We start from the raw sequence: 21,025 nt of genomic DNA on the forward strand, positions 1-21,025 counted from the left end.
CCCCACTCCCCACTCCCCACTCCCCACTCCCCACTCCCCACTCCCCACTCCCCACCCTTCCTTGCTAACCTTCGCGTCGATCGCGCCCACAGCCAGCCCAGCCAACTGCCCATGACATAAGGCGGAAAATCCAGCCAGCTAAAGGTATTGCCTAAAACGAGCCGTCCTGCTAGAGTGGCGCGAGCTGCTTCCAAAAACGGTGGATGCCAGAGCTGGAGCCACTCTAAACCGCAAGTGGCAAGACAAACGCCAATAGCGATCGCGCGTAAAGAAGTGCGCGGCGAAAGAAAAGCAGCGAACAAAATCCAGAAGATTTCGTAAGCAATGCTGCCGATCGCATCATTTAGCCAGACAAATGTTGGCGCTTGAGCAAAGCGAATGGCGTAACCGATCGACACAATGAGGCTCATGCTGACTAACAGCACAAGGCGATAGTTCAAAAACCAGGAATGTCGAATGTGCAAAAGCGGCATCAAAAATTTTACGCGACTGCGATCAAAGAGCAAATTTTTGCTGAGCACCAAGAGAAGTGCATAGATAACTAACCGCTGAAATCTAGATGATCAGCAGTCAGTCGAGGCTAGAGTCTAAGCCACTGCTTAGAGCCGTGGCGGCATTTTGCTTTTCAGCTCACTTCAAGGGTTGCCCGAATTGTTGATCAGCGAATTGCTGAAGAAAGCGTTGAGTCCATAAGAAAAGCTGATCGTCGAGGGCTGATTCGAGAAGAATAGAATCAAGAATTGTACATGACAAGCAACAAAATGAACAAAAAATTTAAGGAGTTGCTATTGTCCATTGTTAGTAGCTTTAGCCCCAACACAAAAATTTAAAAAGTTTTTTCAAAAAAAGTGAGCGTTTGCAAAATTCTTTGTTAAAGTTGGAGGCAATTTTACATCCCATTCTGAGAGTTTTATTTGAGCGTGTATGACTGCTAAATTGTCTCCTGATCCTACTGAAACTGATTCTGCTGAGTCAGTCGTTGCCGAGCTTGATTTTGCGATCGATCTAACCGAAATTGAAGAGATCGATCCGGACGATGCCGTTCTAGAGAAGGTTCCGTACAAACCAACCAAAGCTGAACGTCTTGGTCTAACCGATGATTCAGTCGGGCTATTTTTACGCGAAATGGCACGCTACCCCCTGCTAACCCAAGCACAAGAAATTGAGCTGGCACGAGAAATTGTGAAGGGTGGCGATCGCGGCGAACAGGCAAAACGTAAATTAGTGCGGGCGAATTTACGCCTGGTTGTCTCGATCGCCAAAAAATACCTCAACCGAGGTGTGCCGTTTCTGGATTTGATTCAGGAAGGCGCGATGGGACTCATGCGTGCCGCCGAAAAGTTTGACTATGAACGTGGCTATAAGTTCTCGACCTACGCCTACTGGTGGATTCGTCAGGGTATCACCCGTGCGATCGCCTCTCAGTCCCGCACGGTACGCCTGCCCGTCCACATGGTCGAGAAACTGAACCAGGTTCGCAAAGCTCGCCAAACGCTCTCTCAGGCACTCGGACGCAAGCCGACCAAAGCTGAACTGGCAGCGGCGCTGGAAATCGATGAAGACAAGCTAGAGCAAGTGCTGGATGTGAGCCAGGGCACCCTTTCGCTGCACGCGTGGGTTGGGCGTGAAGAAGATACGGAACTCATGCAACTGATTGAAGATGCCGATAATGTTGCGCCAAATGATTGTTTAGATCACAAGCTGCTGTGCGATCGCCTCAACTCAGTCTTGGATCATCTCAGCGATCGGGAACGCGACATCATCAAACTGCGGTTTGGGCTAGAAGACGGACAGCACTACACCCTGACTGAAATCGGCGAGCTGTATCAACTTTCACGAGAACGGGTGCGTCAGATTCAAGCAAAAGCCATGCGGAAACTCAGGCACCCGCGCCGCCAAGCGCTACTCAAAGATTGGATTCGTTGATCGAGTGACCGTGGTCAGCGATCGCAAACGCCGCACTTAGCCTTTACACAACTCAGTTAATTCACACGATTCAACCAATGCTAGCCCTCAAATAGGAGCCAGAAGTCCCTCTGACTCCTCTTGGTCGCCGTACAGTCTGCCATGTGTTGTGGTGCGAAAAGACATCGGCTGGTCAAGCTACTATCAAAGCTTTACCGCATATCTCATGTGCTTTGCCCACGGCTGCTCGATTACCGCTACACGTCTGCACCTAGAAATTGCTGGCTCTAAACGTAGTAACAAGACTGAATGTAAGGCGCTTCAGATCATTTTTTGTACCCGATTCAACTCTGTGAGCGAAGTTCTAACTCGGATGATAGAGGCGGTTAGTATTCGCTAATACTAAAGTCGAGGTGATAAACGCATTGTTTAGTAACTCAGTAGGGTTAGGATGTTGACCTATGAACGCTCCGCTATTCGTGTTTTGATCGTCGACGATCACGAACTGACTCGACTCAGCCTTAGTCTTGCGCTGCGGAGCCAGGATGACATCGAGCTGATTGGCTTAGCAAGCAACGGGCAAGAAGCGATCGATCTGGTGAAACAGCAGCATCCAGATGTGATTATTCTGGATCTCCAGATGCCTGTTATGGACGGGTTAAGCGCTTCCACTCAGATCAAAAGCACCAATCCGCAGATTCAAATTCTTGCTTATTCGTCATTAGATGACCCCCAAACTGAAGTGATGATCCAGACAGCAAAAATTGATGCCTTTTGCAAAAAAGATACGGCAACTTCAGATTTGATTGCAATGGTCAGACAGCTTGGGCAGCGAGAAAAAAGCAGCTAGTAGTGTGTGGCGTAAATCTAGCTACCCTTCCGTAGGGCAGGCGAGATGCTTGCCCTACAGTTGCCGAACTTCCGCCTTGTTGCACTAAACGATCGCCATCAATTGCTGGAAGACTGCGATCGCCCACTTATGAAGCCGCTTCGCACCAGCACATCAGAACCTTGTCTAGACAGGCTGTGAACCAGGAAACGTTTGCTTGAACTCATCCAACAAATCGTCAATCTCTTCGATCGCCTGGTTGACATCAATTCGCAGCGTGCCCAAGTCTGGCTGCTCCAGCAATTGCACCAGCGATTTACGCTTGTCTTGAATCAGGGCAATCCGCTCTTGCAGGGTTTCAGGATTAATCATTAGCGCTTCCTTTGCCGATTACTAGCGTGAACAAGTGACTGCGAGGTCTTCATTGTAAAGCCTATCTTCTGATCAGCCACACAGAGACCAAGTTAGGTTCGTTTGCGTCCCCATCAGCCTTGAAACTATATAGCTACAGTCACATGGGTTAAGACGGGGTACAGAGGCGAAGCCCCCATACCCCCTTTAATCCCAATGTCCTAACTTTTATGGCGATAGCTGTACCTACAGCCGTTGACGCATATGCCCTTGGCTGGTTCGCTCACTGTGGCTTATTCATCTGAGAAACGCTGTAGGAAACGAGACTGGCAAGGTCGCATTGGCTCACTTGCTTCTTATTCCCCGACAGGTCTACTATCTTGCTTTGGCTGAGCGGTTAGAGACTGAGTTTTGGACAGGCGTTCGGCTATGCCGTCTCGAAGAGAATCGCCGACTGTTCAATACTGTGCGATCGCGCCTACCTTGGGTTCACCTGGTGAGTTGAAATTGAAAGGTTGAAGCTGATGGCGATATTAAAGCAATCAATGTAAAACTGAACATGGAGGCTGGATGCGTGTCATTAGTCGTTATGAATATAGTTCCACCGCGTCCCATTACAAATGATGCTGAGTTCAATGCAACCCAGGCTCAAATTCATTTGATCTTAGATCGGAGTCAGCTCACTCAGGACGATCGTGATTACCTGAAAGTACTGGGAATGCTGGTTTATGACTACGAAGAACAACATGAACCAATGCCCATGCTGAAAGGCACCGAGTTGCTCAAAGCCTGATGGAAGAGTCTAATCTTCAACCCGATGCTTTAGTCTTCATTTTCGGCAGTGAGTCTGTTGTTCTAGACGTTTTGAATCACAAAAGCCAACTGACAGAACATCAGACTCAAGCACTAGCATCCTTCTTCCAGCTATCCCCTGATTCGTTTGCCTGATTAATGTGACGCTCAACACACGAAGCAATGATGAAGCCGATTAAGAAGCAAATTGTCACTGATGAATCGATGCGCCCGGTTGCGGTTCTAATTGATTATGAGGATTGGCAGGCGATCGAAAAAATCCTGGCAACCCATCAACAGCAGGATACAACATCCACCTTGGCTGCCTACGCAGGTGTGATTCAACTTACCGTCGATCCGCTGGACTATCAACAGCAAAGCCGAAATGAATGGGTGTGATTGATGAATCGATTAAGGGCGTGGCGATCGCTCTTCGTAAACAGCACCGTCTGAAATTGCCTGATGCGATTATTGCAGCCACAGCCCAGTCTCTCAAGGCACTCTTGTTGACGAGCGATCTCAAGTTAGCCAGCCTGATTACACTGACAAGAAGTCGTTTAAAAATGGACAACGGCTGCATCAGCCCAAGTACCCTTCATAACGAACGGAACGTGTAGCACTGTTGCAACCGTCACCAACAATGATTGATTGTCGAGAAGGTTCTTGGCTCAAGTTTACATAGCTGTCGTCACAGAGCTTAGGACATTGGGATCAAAGGAGACGTGAGCTTCGACGTGAGCGCTCAGACGCACAGCGCTCAAGCCGAAGGGGGTTCCACCCCTGCACCCCGTCCTAGCCCATACGGCTATAGCCATAGCTTCGACGGGAGCAGGCGATGGGACGAGTCGCAATACTTAGCGAGGATAGACCGCGATCGCCTCAATTTCTACTAGCCAGCCAGCGTTGACAAGACTCTGGACACCGACCGTCGATCGCGCCGTTTTCACTGGGTTCGCTTCGTTACTGAAGAATTCGCCGTAGGCTCTAAACCAGCCCTGATAGTCTACTTGACCGTTGAGCGCCGGATCGGGCACTAAGTAGCAGATGAGAAAAGCCACATCCTTCAGGCTCAGACCTTCTTCCTTGAGCAAACTCTCAATCTGCTCGAGGGTGCCTTTCGCTTGTGTATAGGTATCGCCAAAGCGTTCTCGGCTGGTGGCTGGCGCATCCAGATTGACCGCAGGGGGAACGGTGCCGCTGGTGAAGTAAAAGCCAACATTTTTAGGAAAGGCAACCCCGCGAGCGATCGTCGCTGCTGGGCTTGCCGAAAGGGTAAATTTAACCTGTCGGGGCGCTTTGGTTCCCTCATAGGCTTGAGCGGCGATCGCAGTTGCTCCGATTACGAAAAGACTGCAAAGTGCAATAACGAGCCAGCGCCTCCACTTGAAGAGCCGTTGTTGAAAGAACTGAGTGAAATGCTTGCTCATAATTTTCTCCTGTTGCGTTCAGTATGTTGTGTGCTGAGTGAATTGAAATTACATGTTGAAGTCGATGCACCCTGAGAGTTGATGAACCTGAAGCGGGTCTCAGGTCTAGCCGTTGCGTTGGTTGATCTGCTGCGCCACAAGTCGGGCAGACTCAAACGCTCCTGCCATCCAGCCCGTGAGGTAGCTCAGGTGTTCACCGCAGAGGAAGATATTGCCGTCTGGCTGGTTGAGACGGGGGTAGAACTGCTGTCGGCTTGCTGTCGTGTAGGTCGCCCAGCCGCCCAGGTTGTATGGAATTTGGGGCCAGAAGAGCGAGGCACCTGTTTCGTAGTGCGATCGATATTGCGGGTGAATGCGACTGCCCAACTCGATCGCCCGTTGCACTCGCGCGTCTGGACTGAGTGCGCCAAACTCCGCTGCTACTGCCCCAAAGTTGTAGTAGCCCACGACCACACCCCGTTGAGACAGATAGTTGTAGGAGGGATACCAGATCGTTGCCAGCCCAATATTGGTGCTGGTGATCCCACCCATAATGTTTTCGTCTTCTTCCCAAAAACGGCGATTGAATTGCAGGGCACTTTTGCCAGTGACAGCGTAGTCAACCCCAGCAATTGCTTGCTGCATATCGGGGGAGAAGTCAGACGGAATGGTGCGAAGTACCGATAGCGGGATCGTGCAAATGCAGAAATCTGCTTGAATTTCCTTGGCGCTACCCTGGTCAGTGTAAACAACGCGAACCCCATTTTGGGTCTTGCGAATCTCAGTCACCACTGCACCGTAATTGATCGTGCCAACTTTTTTCGCCAGTGTAGTAGCAATCCGATCGATCCCGCCGATCGGCTGAAACATCAGCATCTGCTGGTCATACCCTTGCTCAAAAGATTCGTAGCCAGCAAAGCCCAGGTTGATCAGCGCACTCAAGGAGAAAGGACTGTTGATCTGCCCAGGATTGTCTGCTGCTCCCTGCCGCGCCGCATCGTAACCGCGTCGAGTATTGCCTCGGTAGAACAAATCCGGGTCAAGTCCACCGTAGGTTCTCAGGAAGTCAACCAGGCGTGTTTTGTCGTCTTCAGTCAGTTGAGCATCCAGACGATCCTGGGAAGTGGCTTTTGCCAGCAACTCCGAAACATAGCCACGAGCATCTGCCTTGGCTTGACGGGCACGGACTTTTTGACCCGCCAAACCACCTGGAACGCCTTCGTTGTAGTAGTACTGCTCGTAGTTGAGGTTGGCAAAGACTTGCAGCGGCACGCCCAACTCGCGGCAGTATTGAATGGTGATGTGGTGCTGGGGAATGCGCGCCGGTCCGGCGTTGAAGTATTCTCCCTTGGCAAACTGAGCAGTCTGCACTGTACCAGTTGTTTCAACAATCTGATCACCACCACGCACTGTCCAGCAGCGTCCTCCAGGTCTATTCCGCGCTTCTAAAATTGTGCAGCGATAGCCAGCTTTGCGGAGTTCGTAGGCAGCCGTCATGCCTGCCAGTCCGGCTCCAAGGATCACAACGCGACTGCGATCGGACGCTGGTCGCAGGTTGAGCGGTCCTGTTTGGGCGGAGGCGGTTTCCCCCATCAGGTCTAGCGCCTTCATCACGGCGTAGGTCGATCCACCAGCCGCTGCCACTCTCGTAATGAAATCTCTACGTTTCACAATGCCTCCCTTATCAAGGTCAAAAACAGTACAAAAAGACAGCACAAACTGAGTGAAGACTTCCACTGGAAATCTGCACATTAAAAGCTGACCGTACGATCATGCAGAAATGACTCTGCAAACCACGGATGTAGGCAGTCGAAAACTTGAGCTAAAGCAAAACCCCTGAGATGGTTCAGGACAAAAACGTGTTGAACTCTCTGCGGTTCGCTTGCAAACTGATGACCGAATGCTGGACGATCGAGCCTCTGTTGCTTGTATGAGGGTCGATCGTAAAAATCGCTCTCTCCAACGTCGCTTTCTCAAGCGATTGTCATCAAACGATGATCTCAGTGAAGTGTTGAGCGAGAGAGCTAATTTCAGCGTAATCTAATTGCCCAAATGGATCGTTCACGATAGGTGCTCCTCAGCCAAATGAATGAACAGAAATGAATCGAACGAGTGCGCTAATCACGAAAGTTGCGAACGTGCCAGCTAGATGCAGAGCCGCGATCGGCAGGTCTGCACAACAGAACCTGGAGGAGTTTGAACTCCAACAAGAGGGGTGTGTCAATCCTTAGTGAGTTACGTAGGACTGCTGTAAGCCAACTGGCAGGCGGAACGCTGTCATTAGATTTACTTCACCGTGCCAAGCCTGGAAGCGTTAGCCCATTGAAGCGCTAAGCAGCGCGTTCCGTATGACTGCAACAAATTGCAAGTGCTATCTGAAAATACTGTGCTAAAAGCTTAAAATGTGTAGTGACTGCTACGTTTCAGCAAATTCACTGATCTGGCTGATGAAAATTCTGTGTTTACCCTGTACGAGACATCTAGCGGACTTCTTCGTTCGGGTCTCGTGGTAACGCGTTTGCTGGAATTGCACTCGGAGTCGCGCCGCGCTGCACTGGAACAGCCGCGGGTTTGGGCGTTGTCTGGGCTGGGGCGATCGGTTGCGATCCAGGCACAGCAGAACCAGGGGGCGTTGCCTCAGGAGTCGCTTGAACCCCTGGCTGAGGCGTTGTAGGGGTTTGAATCGTTGCGGGAGCTGCTGGATTGCTGGCAGGAGGCGTTTGAGTTTCATCATCTAACTCATTTTCGGCTTGATTGATCGACTGTCGAGCGCTGCCAGGTGACGATTGCGCCCTAGCAGAGGACTCTGCCCGCATCATCGTTGCTGATGGAGAGGCTTTGCCACACAGCTTTCTCAAATCAAGCGATCGACCGTCTTGCATTCGCAAAAAGCAAACAGAATCCTCTGCCTTTGCAATGGCTGAATGTTTCAACGACATGGGAACAATCAGTGTGGTTATAGAGAGAAAGGCAATCAAACGTTTCAACATGGTAGATGATTCGGTTAACGCAGGTTGTTGCACCCCCTGATCTTACAGTCCTTCAAACATTGAAAATGGCACGGAGGATACTGCTGACATGCCAGATTGTCTCTGCTTTATTCAGGTCGAGGGCAGACGCGCAGCGATCGCAGTTTGACAGGGAGTGGATCACCTATCTGTGTCTTCCTCACCACAAGCCACAAGCATTCTTGTAACGCATCAACAGCAAAGATAGTTGCTGTTCGTCCCCAGGTAACTACCGCAGGAGAGCGATGAAACCTGCTTGTTCAAAATGACGATTCCTTTCCTGCGAAACGCTGCGCGAACGGAGAGCTTCGCTAACGTAAGCAAGTGCTTCTTGAATGTTCTGCTGCTGCATGATGCAAAAAGAGACGCAATCGGTATGGCTCCACGATTGGTCCAGGCGTTGGCTATAGAGATCGAAAGCAGCTTGAAAGAGTTCACTGGTTTGCGGAACCATCTCGATCGTAGAGCTGTCCTGAACGCTTTGAATTAAACCGATCGCAACCTGTCTGAGGAAAGAACCGCGCTTAGAAAAATGATTGAGGACTTCCGTCAGTACCATTTCACTGGTGCAGATTTTCGCCTGAGTTAGCGAGAGACTGAGATTCTCAGCTTTTTGGTGCAGGGTATCTTGCGGATCGAGCAGTGCAATCCAGTATCCGGTATCGGCAAAGACGATTTTCATTCCTCAACTTTGGGCGCACCGTAGAGGTAGTGATCGTGATTGATGGAACCGCCATGGGGAAGGTTATCCCATTCTTCAGGGGGAACTTGAGCCTGAATTGCTTCAACTCGTTTTAACAGATCCAGAATGCCATTGTTGTGTGGGACTGAGGCAGCAGATGTTTCTGCTTTCGTCGGCTGCCGTTCGTTGTTTGAGGAAAAGGCAAAAATCGAAGATTTCCTCAAGCATTGCATCGGGTGCATGTTCAATCTCGTCAAGCAACTGTTCTTTGACACTCATCTGATTTTGCGCCTCGTGTCTCTGCTGTACTTATTGTAAAAAATCGCTTCAGCACTTTCAAAGCTGGTCTGGAGTTTGCTGGAATCGCAGAAATGGTCAAGAGGGTGAGTGAAAGGTGGTGTTGGGTTAATTTGTGGAGCGATCGTGCTTAACGTTCCGATTGAGCGGCTGCGAGTATTTTTGCATCCTCACCCAAAGCTGACAGCAGTCCGCTCCAATCGGGTTGTTGTGCCGCAATCGCTTGCACAGTCTACATCTTACTCTCTCAGACTTCTCTGATAACAGACGGCTTGACAGACTGATGATGCATGGTTGAATTGTAACTATGTTGGCTACACAGTTTGAATGAGGACATACACGATGATTACACTCTACGCTCATGGTTCTCCCAATCCTCACAAAATCAGCATCGCGCTGGAAGAGTTGGGACTTCTTTATGAAAGCAAGATTATTAATATCTGGGAAGGAGAGCAATTCAGCCCAGAATTCACAACACTCAACCCTAATGCAAAAGTTCCAGTCATCGTTGACCACGAAACGGGTTACACCCTCTATGAATCCAATGCGATCTTGCTTTACTTAGCTGAGAAAACTGGAAAACTTTTTCCAACAGACGCACAGCAACGATGGAAAGGGGTTCAATTGCTCTTTTTCCAAGCGGCATCCATTGGTGCAATGTTCGGTCAGAGAGCACACTTCAGCCTGTTTGCTCCAGAAAAACCGACCTATGCAGTTGCACGTTACTTGAAAGAAGGAGATCGTCTGACTACGGTGTTGGAGACACTACTGACAGAGCGTGAATACTTTCTGGATGAATACTCAATCGTAGATATTGCTCATTTCGGCTGGCTGTGGTGTTCGACTCATCAGGGCTTTGCGATCGATGCTTATCCAAATCTGAAGAATTGGTTTGATCGGATTGCGGCTCGTCCTGCGGTGCAAAAAGGAGTAACTGTGCCTCTAGAACTGCCCGACTTTACTCCTTTCCGTAACGCCGCTTAACTCAAAGGATAAGCTAAATTGTGTAGAGTATGTAGCAAACACAGCTACACAATTTAGTTTTTGGGGAGAGTTGCTTTGCCTACCAGTACTCGGTTTGCAGTTGCGGTTCATATCTTAGCTGCGTTGGCAGTGAACGAGGGTAAGGCTGTTCGTTCAGAACAACTTGCCAGCAGTGCCAGTACCAATCCAACGGTGATTCGGAGGATTTTATCGACGTTAGCTGAAGCAGGCATTACCTCATCGCAACTGGGCTATGGAGGTGGGGCAACTCTGGCAAAGCCAGCGAACCAGATTACACTGCTTGAGGTTTTTCAGGTGGTTGAAGAACCCAACATTTTTGAGATGCACCGAACCCCACCAGACAAAAATTGCTTTGTGGGGCGCAATATTCAACAAGTTTTAAGCAGAACAACGACTAAAGCACAGCAAGCCTTGGAAGCGGAACTTTCTAAAACTACTATTGCAGAAGTGGCTCAAGATATTCAAACACTGACTCGAATGCAGAACAGATAGCTGCAAGCTACTGCCCTCACCGATAGCCTTGCGACACAACTATTGTTTAGACAGACGGAGTCTGTCTAAGACCCCTGATTCGAGTAATTAGGCTGAAATTCCGCAGTCTAAGATCCCAGACTGGGTAGCTGGGCAGACAGCACTCTGTATAAGATCCGAGATTGGGTAGTTAGGCGGATAGGTTTCTGCATAAGATCCCAGACTGGGCAGTTGAAAAGACAGACTCAGTATAACTACCCCCTCTCGGCAGGGGTGATTCATTGTATAGAACCCGTTTGACATCTTTTCTCATGGTGAGAGAGGGCACCTACACTCGCTCATCTAAACGTGCTGGCATATTCCAGCAGTCTCACCGATGCCGAATGGTCAATCCTTGAACCCCTGTTGCCGCAAATACTACCGCAGAAGAAGCGAACACGACCCTGTAATTGGACGAAGCGGGAGCTGCTTGATGGCATCCTTTATCAACTGAAGCATGGGTGTAACTGGGAAGATTTACCTCAAGACTTGCCGCCCTACCCGACGGTCTATGGGCACTACAAGCAGTGGCGCAGTGCCAGCGCGATTGAGCAGCTCATGCACATCTTACATGGACAAGTGCGGGAGCAGGTGCAAAAAAAGCCCCAGTGGACGACGTTGATCATCATTGACTCCCAAGCGGTGAAGAATCCTTGCAATGCGAGTGTGGACTCGAAGGGCTTTTGTTTCTACAACGCCACCAATGGACTTAAACGACATTTAGCCGTGGATACGCTTGGCTTTCCCTTTTTCACTCACTGTACCCAAGCCAGTGTTTCCGATGATGTGGGCTTGGTTGAGATTCTCACGCTCAACATCGCTTATTTCAAGGCAAAATCCGTTGATCTTCCTAAGACGACGATCCTCCTAGACCACGGTGATCACATTGATGGTTTGATTGCAGCCTTGGAGCGGGCTTGTCCTCAGATCATGACGAAAATTAGGTTTGAGCTTTCGACCAAGCCCTCGAAACAAGAGAAGGCAGCGCAAGGCAAAGCGGGCTTTGTCCCAGCAGTGGCGAGATGGGTCATCGAACGATCTAATGCTTGGATGGAGCGTTGTAAAAGCTTGGTGAAGAACTTTGAGCGAACGCTAGCTCATGCAGAAACTAAAATCAACCTCTGCTTTGCCAGGCTAATGCTGAAGCGGCTTGCACCCACTTCCTGAGATCTCAAATGGGTTCTATATAGCTGATTGCTGACTGCCGATAGCTGATGGCTGATTGCTGACTGCCGATAGCTGCCAATTACTACCATCAGCCTATAATCGGAACGTTGAGCGCTGTAGGCTGATGACGAACATTCGGATTGGCAACGGGTATGATATCCATCGACTGGTGAGCGATCGTCCGCTCATTTTAGGAGGGGTGAAAATTGAGCATGAACTGGGACTGCTGGGGCACAGTGATGCTGATGTGCTCACTCATGCCATTATGGATGCCATGTTGGGGGCACTTAGCTTGGGGGATATTGGTCACTATTTTCCACCCACCGATCCACAGTGGGAAGGGGCAGACAGCGTGGCATTGTTAGAACAGGTCGATCGCCTGATCCAGAGCAAGGGCTGGAAGATTGGCAATATCGATTCAGTGGTTGTGGCAGAACGCCCCAAGTTGAAGCCACACATTCAGGCAATGCGCGATCGGCTCTCGACAGCTCTCAATTTGCAGCCCGATCAAGTCGGCATCAAAGCAACGACTAATGAAAAGCTTGATGCAACCGGACGCGAAGAAGGCATTTCAGCCTACGCAGTGGTGCTGTTAGTCGATAAGAACGCGAAGGATTAGCCGAACTGTTGCTGCCCTAAGCTCGCCTCAATCCACGGGACTCTAAACGCCAAAATCTTTGAGCTTGTGAGCAAAAGCAGCGTCAAACGGTCGAAAAAATCGCCAGCAATTCTTGATGAAACTTTCATCAAACTTTACTAAAGCTTATGTGATAGTGATCTACCGATGCAGGGTAGATTAAACTGCAAGGGCACATTCGTTCAAATTTTAGACCTGTTGGATGTAGACACCTTTTCTGAACGCATTCACTTATGACGAGAGAGGGCTGAGTTCATCACTCTTCAGTTGCGAAAATGCTTACGAGTCCGGTTAAATAATGGTACTCATCGCTGCTTTTGAGCAGCAACATCCGTTCATTGAGGCGATAATCCGCGATCGGAGCTGAGCTAAAACTTGGTGATTAGGCATTCAATGGCTCAATTTCTCTCAGGCAGTGTTCAGCACGATGATGCCTGCCTGTACTTTCTTCTCAAGACGCTCTCTAAAATTGTCAGCTCAATGCTATCGTTCAACCACTCGCGCTCGAATCTGTTGATATAAGTTTTAGGTCGTCATTCCTGGGATTCACGCTCACTTTCTCCTCGTTTTGGAAGCCACTTGTTATGACCGCTACTAACGCTGCTGCTACCGGATCAAAACCTGACGCGAGTACATCGATCCGGTTTGTCATTCAAGACGCTTACGATCGTGGTGCAACAGCGGTGTATCTTCAGCCCGGTCGTCCACCTTTTTATCGCATGAGCGGCAAACTTCTGCCGCAGGATCATCTCTCGCCGCTGACACCAGAACAGTTTCGGCATTATCTCCAGGAAGTGCTCACGCCTCAGCAACTCAAGCACTACCTGGAGGTTCGCAAACTCGATGTGGATGTGCGAATTCCGGGCTTCATGCAGGGTCGCGTTAACTGCGGTCCCACCGCGCAAGGAACGGAGGCAATGAGCCTCAACGCGATCGCGCTGGATGGTCCGAATCGGGAGGTGCAACGGCAGGGCACTGTGCAGGTGATGGTTGAAGATGCGTGCAAGCAACGAGCGTCTGATATCCACCTACAGGTGGGTGAGCCTGTGCGCTTCAGAATACAAGGCAAGATGGTCAAGCAGGAGACCTACGGCAAAATCACAGCGCGGCAGTTTGAAGAATTTTTGCAGGAAGTACTGTCGAGCGCACAACAGGAGCAGTTTCGGTTGCGGCAGGAACTGGATACTGCCATTCTCTACGAAGGCATGGTGCGGTGCCGGGTCAATTGTTCGCAGTCGATTATGGGCGGTGCGATGGTGCTGCGGTTGATTTCGCTGGACGTGCCCACCCTCCGTAAGCTGGGCTTACCCGATATTTTGGGCGTGCTGGCAGAGGAACGGCAGGGGTTAATTTTAGTCACGGGTTCGGTCAACTCTGGTAAATCGACCTCGCTGGCTGCCATGCTGCGGCACGTAAATGAAACGCTGCCTCGCAAAATTGTCACGATCGAAGACCCGATTGAGTATGTGCACACTTCTAACCAATCGCTTGTGACTCAACGAGAGGTTGGACTGCACACTCAGGAATTTAAAGATGCGTTGCGGGGAGCACTCCGGCAAGACCCAGATATCATTCTGATCGGTGAAATGCGCGATCGCGAAACGGTCGATACCGCGATTCGTGCGTCTCTTACCGGGCACCTGGTACTGGGCACCCTGCACACCAAAGGCTCTGTCAATGCCTTTAAGCGCTTGCTCAACTTCTACACGCCTGAAGAACAAGAAACGGTGCGGATTCAAATTGTCGATGCCCTCCGTGCCGTGATTGCTCAGGCATTGGTGCCGACGGTGCATGGTGGACGTACGGCAGCTCTAGAAATTATGCTCAACACCGACACGATTCGAGACTATCTCCAGAAGGGTGCGATCGAAGAGATTCACCAACTTATGGAAGAAGGCAAAGACGGTAGTCAAACCCTCAACCAGGCACTGTTTGATCTGTATGAAGGTGGTGTCATTACGCCTCACGATGCACTCACCGCCTCGCTCTTTCCAGACGACCTGAACTACATGCTGAAGAACTATACGCGCCGCTCCAGTCGATCGGGGTTGACGACATCAGACTACTTCAATCATCAGATGACTTAGAGCGCTCAAAAAACCGGGTTTCTGCCCTGAAGCACGAGTTCTCGATCACATACCGAGAAGAAACCCGGTTTCTTTCACCGTTAGCTTGTTGTTACGGGTTCTAACGCGATCGCCTCTAGCTTTAGCTTCGATCGCTTCACGGGTTCGGGCACCGGGACGGGATAGTTGCCTGTGAAGCAAGCAGAACAGAAGTGATTGGAATCGTGGCGTGTTTCGTCTAACATGCCTTGCCAGGACAGGTAGCTGAGAGAATCGACCCCGATTTGGTCGGCTATTTCAACCACAGATTTGGTAGCGGCAATGAGTTGATCCTGGCTATCGGTGTCGATGCCATAGAAGCAGGGATGGGTAACGGGCGGTGAGGAAACGCGCATGTGTACCTCGGTGGCTCCAGCATCACGTAACGCTTTGACAATTTTGCGACTGGTGGTGCCGCGCACGATCGAATCATCCACAATAATCACGCGCTTACCAGCCAGCACGTCTTTCAGCGGATTGAGCTTCATTTTGATGCCCGATTCGCGCATGGTTTGGGTCGGTTGAATGAACGTGCGACCCACGTAGCGGTTTTTGATCAGCCCTTCTGCGTAGGGGATACCAGATGCCTGGGAGTAGCCGATCGCCGCTGGAATGCCTGAATCTGGCACCGCAATCACAATATCGGCATCAATGGGAGACTCGATCGCCAACCGACGACCAATCCGCAGCCGATAGCTGTACAGGCTTTCGTTTTGCATGACGCTATCGGGACGCGCAAAATAAATCATCTCAAAAATGCAGAGCTTAGGCGTAGTTTCCCTCGTCCAATGAAACGATGCCAGACCGTCTTCTGTAATCCAGACCAGTTCACCCGGTTCCACATCGCGCACATACTCGGCGCTGATGATGTCTAGAGCACAGGTTTCGGATGCCAGTACGTAGCGCAATGGCTCAGTTGAAGTCGTTTGAGGTAGCGTACCGATAACAAGCGGACGAATGCCGTTAGGATCGCGGATGCCCATCAGACCTGTAGGGGTGCCGATCGTCAAACTAAACGCTCCCTGGCAACGATGCAGCGCACTGATGGCACCTTCCAGCCAGCCTTTGCCATTGTTTACCTCTTCAGCGATCGCCAACGCAATCATCTCTGAATCAGTCGTGGTAAGAAACGTGACGTTGCTCTCGGTCAAGTCTTCCCGCAAAGCAGGCGCATTTACCAGGTTGCCATTGTGCGCCAGCGCCAGATACCCCAGACGGGTTTCCACCACGGCAGGCTGAGCATTGACCACACGACTGGAACCTGTGGTGGAGTAGCGGGTATGCCCGATCGCCATCGTCCCAGTCAGCTTGGTCAAAACAGGTTCGCTGAATACCTGTGAAACCAACCCCATTTCTTTATGCAGGTGGACGCGATCGCCATCAAAAGTTGCAATACCAGCCGATTCCTGCCCGCGATGCTGGAGGGCATATAGCCCAAAGTAAGTCAGTTTGGCAACATCTTCCTGCGGGGCATACACCCCAAAAACACCACAGGCTTCTTCTGGCTTGTCTGAAGCGGTTGACTCTGCCAAAAGCGGAGCAGACTGAGCAAGGGGCTGGTCAACAGGTAAGGGTTGGTCGGAGATCATGCTACAGTTCAGCTCCTGATTGGGATGGGTAAAAAAGGGTCAAGTAACGAGACTCAGGCAATTACTTAATATTTATTTAATCTTCTCATTAACTGACGATTACATCGTAACAATTATGAAGCGCGCGCTCAGCTCCAAACAGAGGAGCGATGAAAATAAGCGTCAATGGTCTGTCTATTGGGTCAATTGACGCTCGATCGCGTGGTGCCAGCGATCGTCCATATCCTCGCAAGCGATATTGATCAATAATGGATGTGCTTTCGTACCAATTTGCAAAGCCGACTTTTGAGCCGTGACACGACCAATCTCACGCCATTCTGAGAACTGCTGATTCAGATAAGCTTCCCAAGCGGCTTGAACACCAGGCGCGATCGACACAACAATTTGCGCACTACCTTCGGCAAACAGTAGATGATCAAAGCGAGATACCGAGTTTGGTAGAGCGATCGTTGCACCATGCTCACCACTTAAGCAGCACTCTGCCAAAGCTACTGCCAGTCCACCTTCAGCACAATCATGGGCAGACCGAATCCAACCTTGCCGGATGCCCTCACGACATGCTGACTGTACCCGACGCTCCAGATCAAAATCGATGATGGGAGGGATGCCTGCGATCGTATCGTGTAGGACTGCCAGGTATTCAGAGCCGCCTAGAGAGAGGAGTGGGGAGTGGGGAGTGGGGAGTGGGGAGTGGGAGGCACTTGGCTCGGAACTCTCTACCAATGCTCCAAGCAGGTAAATAAGGTCGCCTTCGGACTGCCAGCCCTGACCACAGATTTTGGTTAGATCGGGAATCAGCCCCACCATGCCGACCACAGGCGTGGGATAGATGGGTTGGGGTTTGCCATCTGCGTCCAGCGTTTCGTTGTAAAGCGAGACGTTGCCACCCGTGACGGGAGTGCTGAATTCCCTGCAAGCCTCTGCTAAGCCTCGACAAGCCTCTGCTAGCTGCCAGTAGCCGATCGGCTTTTCGGGACTGCCAAAGTTCAAATTATCGGTGACGGCGATCGGCTCGGCACCCACACAGCTCAGATTACGCGCCGCTTCTGCCACAGCCGCCTTTGCCCCTTCATAGGGATGCAAGTAAACGTAACGAGGATTGCAGTCAACCGTAGCAGCCACGCCAGTTTGAACGGATAAAGAATTAAGGATAAAGTCTGCATTTTCCTCTGCGCCTCTGCGTCTCAGCGGTTGCTCCACCCCTACAGGACGTATCCGCACGATCGCCGCATCCGCCCCACCCGGAAGCATCACAGTGTTATTTTGCACCTGATGATCATATTGACGGTAGACCCAGCGTTTAGAGGCGATCGTCGGGCTTGCCAGCAGTTGCAGCAGAATATCATTCCACGTTTGTCGCACACCTCGAATCTCGATGCCTTCAGGGGTGCAAGGAGGGAGACTGTCGGACGACCATGCCCAAGCCTCGCGCGCATATTCGGGTGGTTCTGCCAGCAGGTTGTGATGATAGATGGGCGTATTGTCGGATAACGCAGTCGCAGGCACTTCGGCAGCAATTTCGCCCTTGAACAGAATGCGAACGATCGGCTCCGTAATCACCGTCCCAGCCACCACCGCATGAAGTCCCCAGCGCTCAAAGATATCGATCAATTCTTGTTCGCGTCCCTTGTGTGCGACGAACAGCATCCGCTCCTGAGATTCGGAGAGCAGGTATTCATACGGCACCATCCCGGTTTCGCGTACTGGAATCCGATCGAGATCAAATTCAATGCCCACGCCACCTTTTGCTGCCATTTCGGATGTGGAGCAGGTAATTCCAGCCGCGCCCATATCTTGAGCTGCCACAACTGCGCCCGTTTTGAATGCTTCCAGACACGCTTCAATCAGAGATTTTTCGAGAAAGGGATCACCGACTTGCACAGCGGGGCGATCGTCCATCGACGCATCACTCAACTCCGCGCTGGCGAAACTGGCTCCACCCATGCCATCGCGTCCCGTGGTGGAACCGACATAAAGGACAGGATTACCAATGCCTTTTGCGCCCGATTTCACAATCTCTGGCGTTTCCATCAAGCCCAACGCCATCACATTGACCAGGGGATTGTCGGAGTAGGCACGATCGAAATAAATCTCGCCGCCAACAGTAGGCACACCAACACAGTTGCCGTAGTGAGCGATGCCAGAAACGACACCACTAAACAAGCGACGAGTCCGGGCATCTTCTAATGAACCAAAGCGGAGAGAGTTAAGCAGCGCGATCGGACGTGCCCCCATCGTAAAAATATCGCGCAAGATGCCGCCCACACCCGTTGCCGCACCTTGAAACGGTTCTACCGCCGAGGGATGGTTATGCGACTCAATTTTGAACGCCAGGTGCAGCCCATTGCCCAGATCCACCACGCCTGCATTCTCACCAGGACCGACCAGAATGCGATCGCCCTCGGTAGGAAACTGCTTCAGCAACGGACGCGAATTCTTGTAGCAGCAGTGCTCCGACCACATCACGCCGAACATACCCAACTCAGCTTTGTTGGGATGACGACCCAGACGACGCACAATTTCTTCGTACTCCTCTGGCTTGATGCCTTCTGCGGCAATGTCTTCAGCAGAGAACGGAGCAGCCATAGCAGAATCACGCCAGGAGAACAGGCTTTATTGTACCGATCTTTCAGCTTTAGTCGGGAGTGGGGAGTGGGGGATGAAGGATGAAGGCTAAAGGCTAAAAAGCTGATAGCTGACGGCTGATAGCTGACCGCTTCTAACCCATTTCGTTGCATCACTAATCGGTACGATCGCGGCGATTGGCAGTGGCAGGGAGTTCTGCAAAGACGACACAGTTACCGTTTAGATCTAAAACGGTGAACTCGATCATGCCCCAGGGTTTTGTTGCAAGCTCACCGTTGGGATGAATCACCGCCTGCGTTTGATATTCCTCGTAAAGCTGCGTGATGCCGCTAACGTTGATGCGACAGCTTGTGTTTTCGGCAATTTGTCGATCGCCACACTGCCACAGGTGAAGTTGAGCGCCACCACGCCGCAAACCCGCATAATCGTCGTACTGAAAATCGGTCGTGAAGCCGAGCTGCTGTTCGTAGAACGCGATCGTGGCAGCAATGTCAACCGCTGGCAGCACAGGCACCGCGCTGAGAAATTTGGTTGTCGAGAGAAATTTGGTTGCAGAGTTCATCGTTTCATCTCCATGAGTTGGATACCGCTGAGGGTTCGTTAAAAAATAGCCACACATTGTTTGGATTAGCTATCAGCTATCAGCTATCAGCTTTTCTCCGACCGCTGACCGCTGACCGCTTGACTGCCATCACACCTTTTACCTTCTCCTGTCTCAATCATGGACACTTTGCAGCCATTCGCGCAGCGATCGCAATGCTGTCATTAAGCCCAACGCATCGCTCTCGTCAATAAATTGCAGAATCCGACCCGCAGGTAGAAAGGGAAACGCGAACCCAGTAACGGATTCAACGTAGCGATCGCCGTCTAAGCCATAAATTTGCAAGTTTCCCTTAAAAAAATCATCTCCCGGTTGGCTGACATAGCGCCATACTTCAGCCACACCCAACGCAGCGTAAATTGACAAGCGATTTGCTGTGCCTGCACTCAAAGAAACATCCAGAATCAAGTCGGGTGGCGGATCAACTGTGAGGTCGATCGCTCTTTTGCCGTGAACATCAGCCTCATGCTGGATGTAATAGCCCGTTTCTGGCTCGATCGCCAACTTTAAGTCAGAACGCAGCAATGTGGGCGCTTTGTAGCCTTCGACGGGTAGCTGCATTTCATCCACCAGCACAAGAATCAAGGATTCGATCAGCTTGTGGCACCGTTCATGTTCGTCTAACGGTGTCATCATTTCCAAGCGACCGCGATCGAACGTGAAGCGCGTCGATCGTTCTGTGCCCATCTCCGCCAGGATGGTTTCAAACTGCTGCCAGCCAATCTTCTCCAGTACAATCCGCTGTTCGCTGGACTTCGGTGCTTTTGCCATTTCCCTCTTGTTGCTACATCTACTGGTGCACAAAATTTTCGAGCGTGCGGGTGAGCAAAGCTGCTAGTCCTTCGATCGGCGTTGACTCAGATGCAACGGCGGACTCAACCTGCTGCACGACCTCAGGCGATAGTCCTAAAAGCTGCACGAGGGTTTGATAGGCAGCGGCTTCTTCTGCATTGATGGTGTCTTCACCGGGTGTGCGGGCACTACAGCGAATGACTTCATAGCCCAAGTGCAAGACAAGTACGCGCTCAGCATCGCTTTGTAGCCGTGACACCAGTTCGCTAAGGGGAAGGCGCTGCATCAAATAATCGCGTAGTTCGTGCTGTAGTGCCTGTTGCTGCTCGGTATTGGTGGCAAAGACGCGGCTCAGGCGATCGAGCATCACATCCACCTCTTCAGCGGCAAGATGCCCATCAGACCAAGCCATAGCGGCGACGATGCGAAGCAAATTCATTTGACGCGGCGTAATCGAGGGGGGCGGCGATGCATGTACCATAACAAGCTCCTGCTCAAGCATACAAGTGCAGCATGACGGAGCGGTAGAACTCGTTAGCTCAAAAGGCTACGCCATCGACAACTCTACTAGCTCCACCCTTAGTTTATGGGTAAACGATTCGTTGACGGACAAAGCTACATTACGTTGCACTACAAACGCAGTGTGAGGTGACGCAGAAGCATTGTGACTTGATGCAGAAGGATTGTGAGGCGATGCAATTTGATTGTGAGGCATCACAATGGCAATGTCAGGCGATGCAGAACGAATGTGACCGATCGCATT

At 50.9% G+C, this 21,025-nt stretch carries 24 protein-coding genes; 12 read left to right on the forward strand and 12 right to left on the reverse strand.

What is annotated here, in order from left to right; all coding sequences use genetic code 11:
- Positions 1-473, reverse strand: a 473-nt coding sequence (locus tag AC5JO6_RS12040) for a ribosomal maturation YjgA family protein (protein WP_496081304.1), incomplete at its 3' end; no start/stop codon positions are given.
- Between the two features lie 451 nt (positions 474-924).
- Here AC5JO6_RS12040 and AC5JO6_RS12045 point away from each other — a divergent pair.
- Complete coding sequence (locus AC5JO6_RS12045; protein WP_496081305.1) at positions 925-1,926, forward strand: sigma-70 family RNA polymerase sigma factor; 1,002 nt, start codon at positions 925-927, stop codon at positions 1,924-1,926.
- Between the two features lie 430 nt (positions 1,927-2,356).
- Positions 2,357-2,755, forward strand: coding sequence for a response regulator (locus AC5JO6_RS12050; protein WP_496081306.1), 399 nt, complete (start codon positions 2,357-2,359; stop codon positions 2,753-2,755).
- A gap of 165 nt (positions 2,756-2,920) precedes the next feature.
- Here the strand turns inward: AC5JO6_RS12050 and AC5JO6_RS12055 are convergent, their stop codons facing one another.
- Positions 2,921-3,106, reverse strand: a complete 186-nt coding sequence (locus AC5JO6_RS12055; RefSeq protein ID WP_496081307.1) for a hypothetical protein — start codon at positions 3,104-3,106, stop codon at positions 2,921-2,923.
- Between the two features lie 319 nt (positions 3,107-3,425).
- Here AC5JO6_RS12055 and AC5JO6_RS12060 point away from each other — a divergent pair, with 319 nt between their 5' ends.
- From AC5JO6_RS12060 to AC5JO6_RS12080, 5 genes are all read left to right on the forward strand, one after another.
- Positions 3,426-3,590 carry a hypothetical protein gene (locus AC5JO6_RS12060; protein WP_496081308.1) on the forward strand — a complete coding sequence of 55 codons (165 nt, stop codon included), beginning with the start codon at positions 3,426-3,428 and terminating at the stop codon, positions 3,588-3,590.
- A gap of 84 nt (positions 3,591-3,674) precedes the next feature.
- Positions 3,675-3,878, forward strand: coding sequence for a transcriptional regulator (locus AC5JO6_RS12065; protein ID WP_496081309.1), 204 nt, complete (start codon positions 3,675-3,677; stop codon positions 3,876-3,878).
- Positions 3,878-4,033 carry a hypothetical protein gene (locus AC5JO6_RS12070; protein WP_496081310.1) on the forward strand — a complete coding sequence of 52 codons (156 nt, stop codon included), beginning with the start codon at positions 3,878-3,880 and terminating at the stop codon, positions 4,031-4,033. The genes AC5JO6_RS12065 and AC5JO6_RS12070 overlap by 1 nt, the downstream gene beginning before the upstream one ends.
- 30 nt (positions 4,034-4,063) lie before the next feature.
- On the forward strand, positions 4,064-4,276 hold the full coding sequence (locus AC5JO6_RS12075) for a RelB antitoxin-like protein (RefSeq protein WP_496081370.1): 213 nt from the start codon (positions 4,064-4,066) through the stop codon (positions 4,274-4,276).
- Complete coding sequence (locus AC5JO6_RS12080; RefSeq protein ID WP_496081311.1) at positions 4,267-4,494, forward strand: PIN domain-containing protein; 228 nt, start codon at positions 4,267-4,269, stop codon at positions 4,492-4,494. The genes AC5JO6_RS12075 and AC5JO6_RS12080 overlap by 10 nt, the downstream gene beginning before the upstream one ends.
- Before the next feature lie 237 nt (positions 4,495-4,731).
- Here AC5JO6_RS12080 and AC5JO6_RS12085 read toward each other — a convergent pair whose 3' ends face one another.
- The 5 genes from AC5JO6_RS12085 to AC5JO6_RS12105 all read right to left on the reverse strand — a co-directional run bounded on the left by AC5JO6_RS12085 (position 4,732) and on the right by AC5JO6_RS12105 (position 9,215).
- Positions 4,732-5,304 carry a RidA family protein gene (locus AC5JO6_RS12085; protein WP_496081312.1) on the reverse strand — a complete coding sequence of 191 codons (573 nt, stop codon included), beginning with the start codon at positions 5,302-5,304 and terminating at the stop codon, positions 4,732-4,734.
- Between the two features lie 105 nt (positions 5,305-5,409).
- Complete coding sequence (locus AC5JO6_RS12090; protein WP_496081313.1) at positions 5,410-6,954, reverse strand: flavin monoamine oxidase family protein; 1,545 nt, start codon at positions 6,952-6,954, stop codon at positions 5,410-5,412.
- An 809-nt stretch (positions 6,955-7,763) separates the two neighbouring features.
- Positions 7,764-8,273 carry a hypothetical protein gene (locus AC5JO6_RS12095; protein WP_496081314.1) on the reverse strand — a complete coding sequence of 170 codons (510 nt, stop codon included), beginning with the start codon at positions 8,271-8,273 and terminating at the stop codon, positions 7,764-7,766.
- 247 nt (positions 8,274-8,520) lie between these two features.
- Complete coding sequence (locus AC5JO6_RS12100; protein ID WP_496081315.1) at positions 8,521-8,973, reverse strand: type II toxin-antitoxin system VapC family toxin; 453 nt, start codon at positions 8,971-8,973, stop codon at positions 8,521-8,523.
- Positions 8,970-9,215 carry a hypothetical protein gene (locus tag AC5JO6_RS12105; protein WP_496081316.1) on the reverse strand — a complete coding sequence of 82 codons (246 nt, stop codon included), beginning with the start codon at positions 9,213-9,215 and terminating at the stop codon, positions 8,970-8,972. Before AC5JO6_RS12105 ends, AC5JO6_RS12100 begins: the two co-directional genes overlap by 4 nt.
- A gap of 397 nt (positions 9,216-9,612) precedes the next feature.
- Here AC5JO6_RS12105 and AC5JO6_RS12110 point away from each other — a divergent pair, with 397 nt between their 5' ends.
- The 5 genes from AC5JO6_RS12110 (at position 9,613) to AC5JO6_RS12130 (ending at position 14,676) form a co-directional block, all read left to right on the forward strand.
- On the forward strand, positions 9,613-10,254 hold the full coding sequence (locus AC5JO6_RS12110) for a glutathione S-transferase family protein (RefSeq protein WP_496081317.1): 642 nt from the start codon (positions 9,613-9,615) through the stop codon (positions 10,252-10,254).
- 75 nt (positions 10,255-10,329) lie between these two features.
- Complete coding sequence (locus AC5JO6_RS12115) at positions 10,330-10,767, forward strand: Rrf2 family transcriptional regulator (RefSeq protein WP_496081318.1); 438 nt, start codon at positions 10,330-10,332, stop codon at positions 10,765-10,767.
- A 327-nt stretch (positions 10,768-11,094) separates the two neighbouring features.
- Positions 11,095-11,952: an IS5 family transposase gene (locus AC5JO6_RS12120; protein ID WP_496081319.1), complete on the forward strand. Its 858-nt coding sequence runs from the start codon at positions 11,095-11,097 to the stop codon at positions 11,950-11,952.
- Between the two features lie 124 nt (positions 11,953-12,076).
- Positions 12,077-12,571 (forward strand): 2-C-methyl-D-erythritol 2,4-cyclodiphosphate synthase, encoded by a 495-nt coding sequence (ispF, locus tag AC5JO6_RS12125; RefSeq protein ID WP_496081320.1) that lies wholly within the window; start codon positions 12,077-12,079, stop codon positions 12,569-12,571.
- 602 nt (positions 12,572-13,173) lie between these two features.
- The gene (locus AC5JO6_RS12130) at positions 13,174-14,676 is read left to right on the forward strand and encodes a type IV pilus twitching motility protein PilT (RefSeq protein WP_496081321.1); all 1,503 of its coding nucleotides are present in this window, start codon (positions 13,174-13,176) and stop codon (positions 14,674-14,676) included.
- Positions 14,677-14,756: 80 nt separating this feature from the next.
- On the opposite strand, the gene purF is transcribed toward AC5JO6_RS12130, so the two are convergent.
- The 5 genes from purF to AC5JO6_RS12155 form a co-directional block, all read right to left on the reverse strand.
- Complete coding sequence (purF, locus tag AC5JO6_RS12135; RefSeq protein WP_496081322.1) at positions 14,757-16,283, reverse strand: amidophosphoribosyltransferase; 1,527 nt, start codon at positions 16,281-16,283, stop codon at positions 14,757-14,759.
- Between the two features lie 174 nt (positions 16,284-16,457).
- On the reverse strand, positions 16,458-18,869 hold the full coding sequence (gene purL, locus AC5JO6_RS12140; RefSeq protein WP_496081323.1) for a phosphoribosylformylglycinamidine synthase subunit PurL: 2,412 nt from the start codon (positions 18,867-18,869) through the stop codon (positions 16,458-16,460).
- Between the two features lie 154 nt (positions 18,870-19,023).
- Positions 19,024-19,431 (reverse strand): bleomycin resistance protein, encoded by a 408-nt coding sequence (locus AC5JO6_RS12145; protein ID WP_496081324.1) that lies wholly within the window; start codon positions 19,429-19,431, stop codon positions 19,024-19,026.
- 153 nt (positions 19,432-19,584) lie between these two features.
- Positions 19,585-20,241 (reverse strand): Uma2 family endonuclease, encoded by a 657-nt coding sequence (locus AC5JO6_RS12150; protein ID WP_496081325.1) that lies wholly within the window; start codon positions 20,239-20,241, stop codon positions 19,585-19,587.
- Positions 20,242-20,260: 19 nt separating this feature from the next.
- Positions 20,261-20,743 carry a tellurite resistance TerB family protein gene (locus AC5JO6_RS12155; RefSeq protein ID WP_496081326.1) on the reverse strand — a complete coding sequence of 161 codons (483 nt, stop codon included), beginning with the start codon at positions 20,741-20,743 and terminating at the stop codon, positions 20,261-20,263.
- Positions 20,744-21,025 lie beyond the last annotated feature (282 nt).

This window comes from Tildeniella sp. (assembly GCF_059505325.1).

Coding starts and splice junctions, on each gene's coding strand:
- AC5JO6_RS12070 (WP_496081310.1), top strand. CDS start 3,878: ATGGAAGAGTCTAATCTTCAACCCGATGCTTTAGTCTTCATTTTCGGC.
- AC5JO6_RS12095 (WP_496081314.1), bottom strand. CDS start 8,273: ATGTTGAAACGTTTGATTGCCTTTCTCTCTATAACCACACTGATTGTT.
- AC5JO6_RS12065 (WP_496081309.1), top strand. CDS start 3,675: ATGAATATAGTTCCACCGCGTCCCATTACAAATGATGCTGAGTTCAAT.
- AC5JO6_RS12155 (WP_496081326.1), bottom strand. CDS start 20,743: ATGGTACATGCATCGCCGCCCCCCTCGATTACGCCGCGTCAAATGAAT.
- AC5JO6_RS12055 (WP_496081307.1), bottom strand. CDS start 3,106: ATGATTAATCCTGAAACCCTGCAAGAGCGGATTGCCCTGATTCAAGAC.
- ispF (WP_496081320.1), top strand. CDS start 12,077: ATGACGAACATTCGGATTGGCAACGGGTATGATATCCATCGACTGGTG.
- AC5JO6_RS12105 (WP_496081316.1), bottom strand. CDS start 9,215: ATGCACCCGATGCAATGCTTGAGGAAATCTTCGATTTTTGCCTTTTCC.
- purL (WP_496081323.1), bottom strand. CDS start 18,869: ATGGCTGCTCCGTTCTCTGCTGAAGACATTGCCGCAGAAGGCATCAAG.
- AC5JO6_RS12130 (WP_496081321.1), top strand. CDS start 13,174: ATGACCGCTACTAACGCTGCTGCTACCGGATCAAAACCTGACGCGAGT.
- AC5JO6_RS12100 (WP_496081315.1), bottom strand. CDS start 8,973: ATGAAAATCGTCTTTGCCGATACCGGATACTGGATTGCACTGCTCGAT.
- AC5JO6_RS12045 (WP_496081305.1), top strand. CDS start 925: ATGACTGCTAAATTGTCTCCTGATCCTACTGAAACTGATTCTGCTGAG.
- AC5JO6_RS12150 (WP_496081325.1), bottom strand. CDS start 20,241: ATGGCAAAAGCACCGAAGTCCAGCGAACAGCGGATTGTACTGGAGAAG.
- AC5JO6_RS12050 (WP_496081306.1), top strand. CDS start 2,357: ATGTTGACCTATGAACGCTCCGCTATTCGTGTTTTGATCGTCGACGAT.
- AC5JO6_RS12080 (WP_496081311.1), top strand. CDS start 4,267: ATGGGTGTGATTGATGAATCGATTAAGGGCGTGGCGATCGCTCTTCGT.
- AC5JO6_RS12110 (WP_496081317.1), top strand. CDS start 9,613: ATGATTACACTCTACGCTCATGGTTCTCCCAATCCTCACAAAATCAGC.
- AC5JO6_RS12075 (WP_496081370.1), top strand. CDS start 4,064: ATGAAGCCGATTAAGAAGCAAATTGTCACTGATGAATCGATGCGCCCG.
- AC5JO6_RS12145 (WP_496081324.1), bottom strand. CDS start 19,431: ATGAACTCTGCAACCAAATTTCTCTCGACAACCAAATTTCTCAGCGCG.
- AC5JO6_RS12085 (WP_496081312.1), bottom strand. CDS start 5,304: ATGAGCAAGCATTTCACTCAGTTCTTTCAACAACGGCTCTTCAAGTGG.
- purF (WP_496081322.1), bottom strand. CDS start 16,283: ATGATCTCCGACCAACCCTTACCTGTTGACCAGCCCCTTGCTCAGTCT.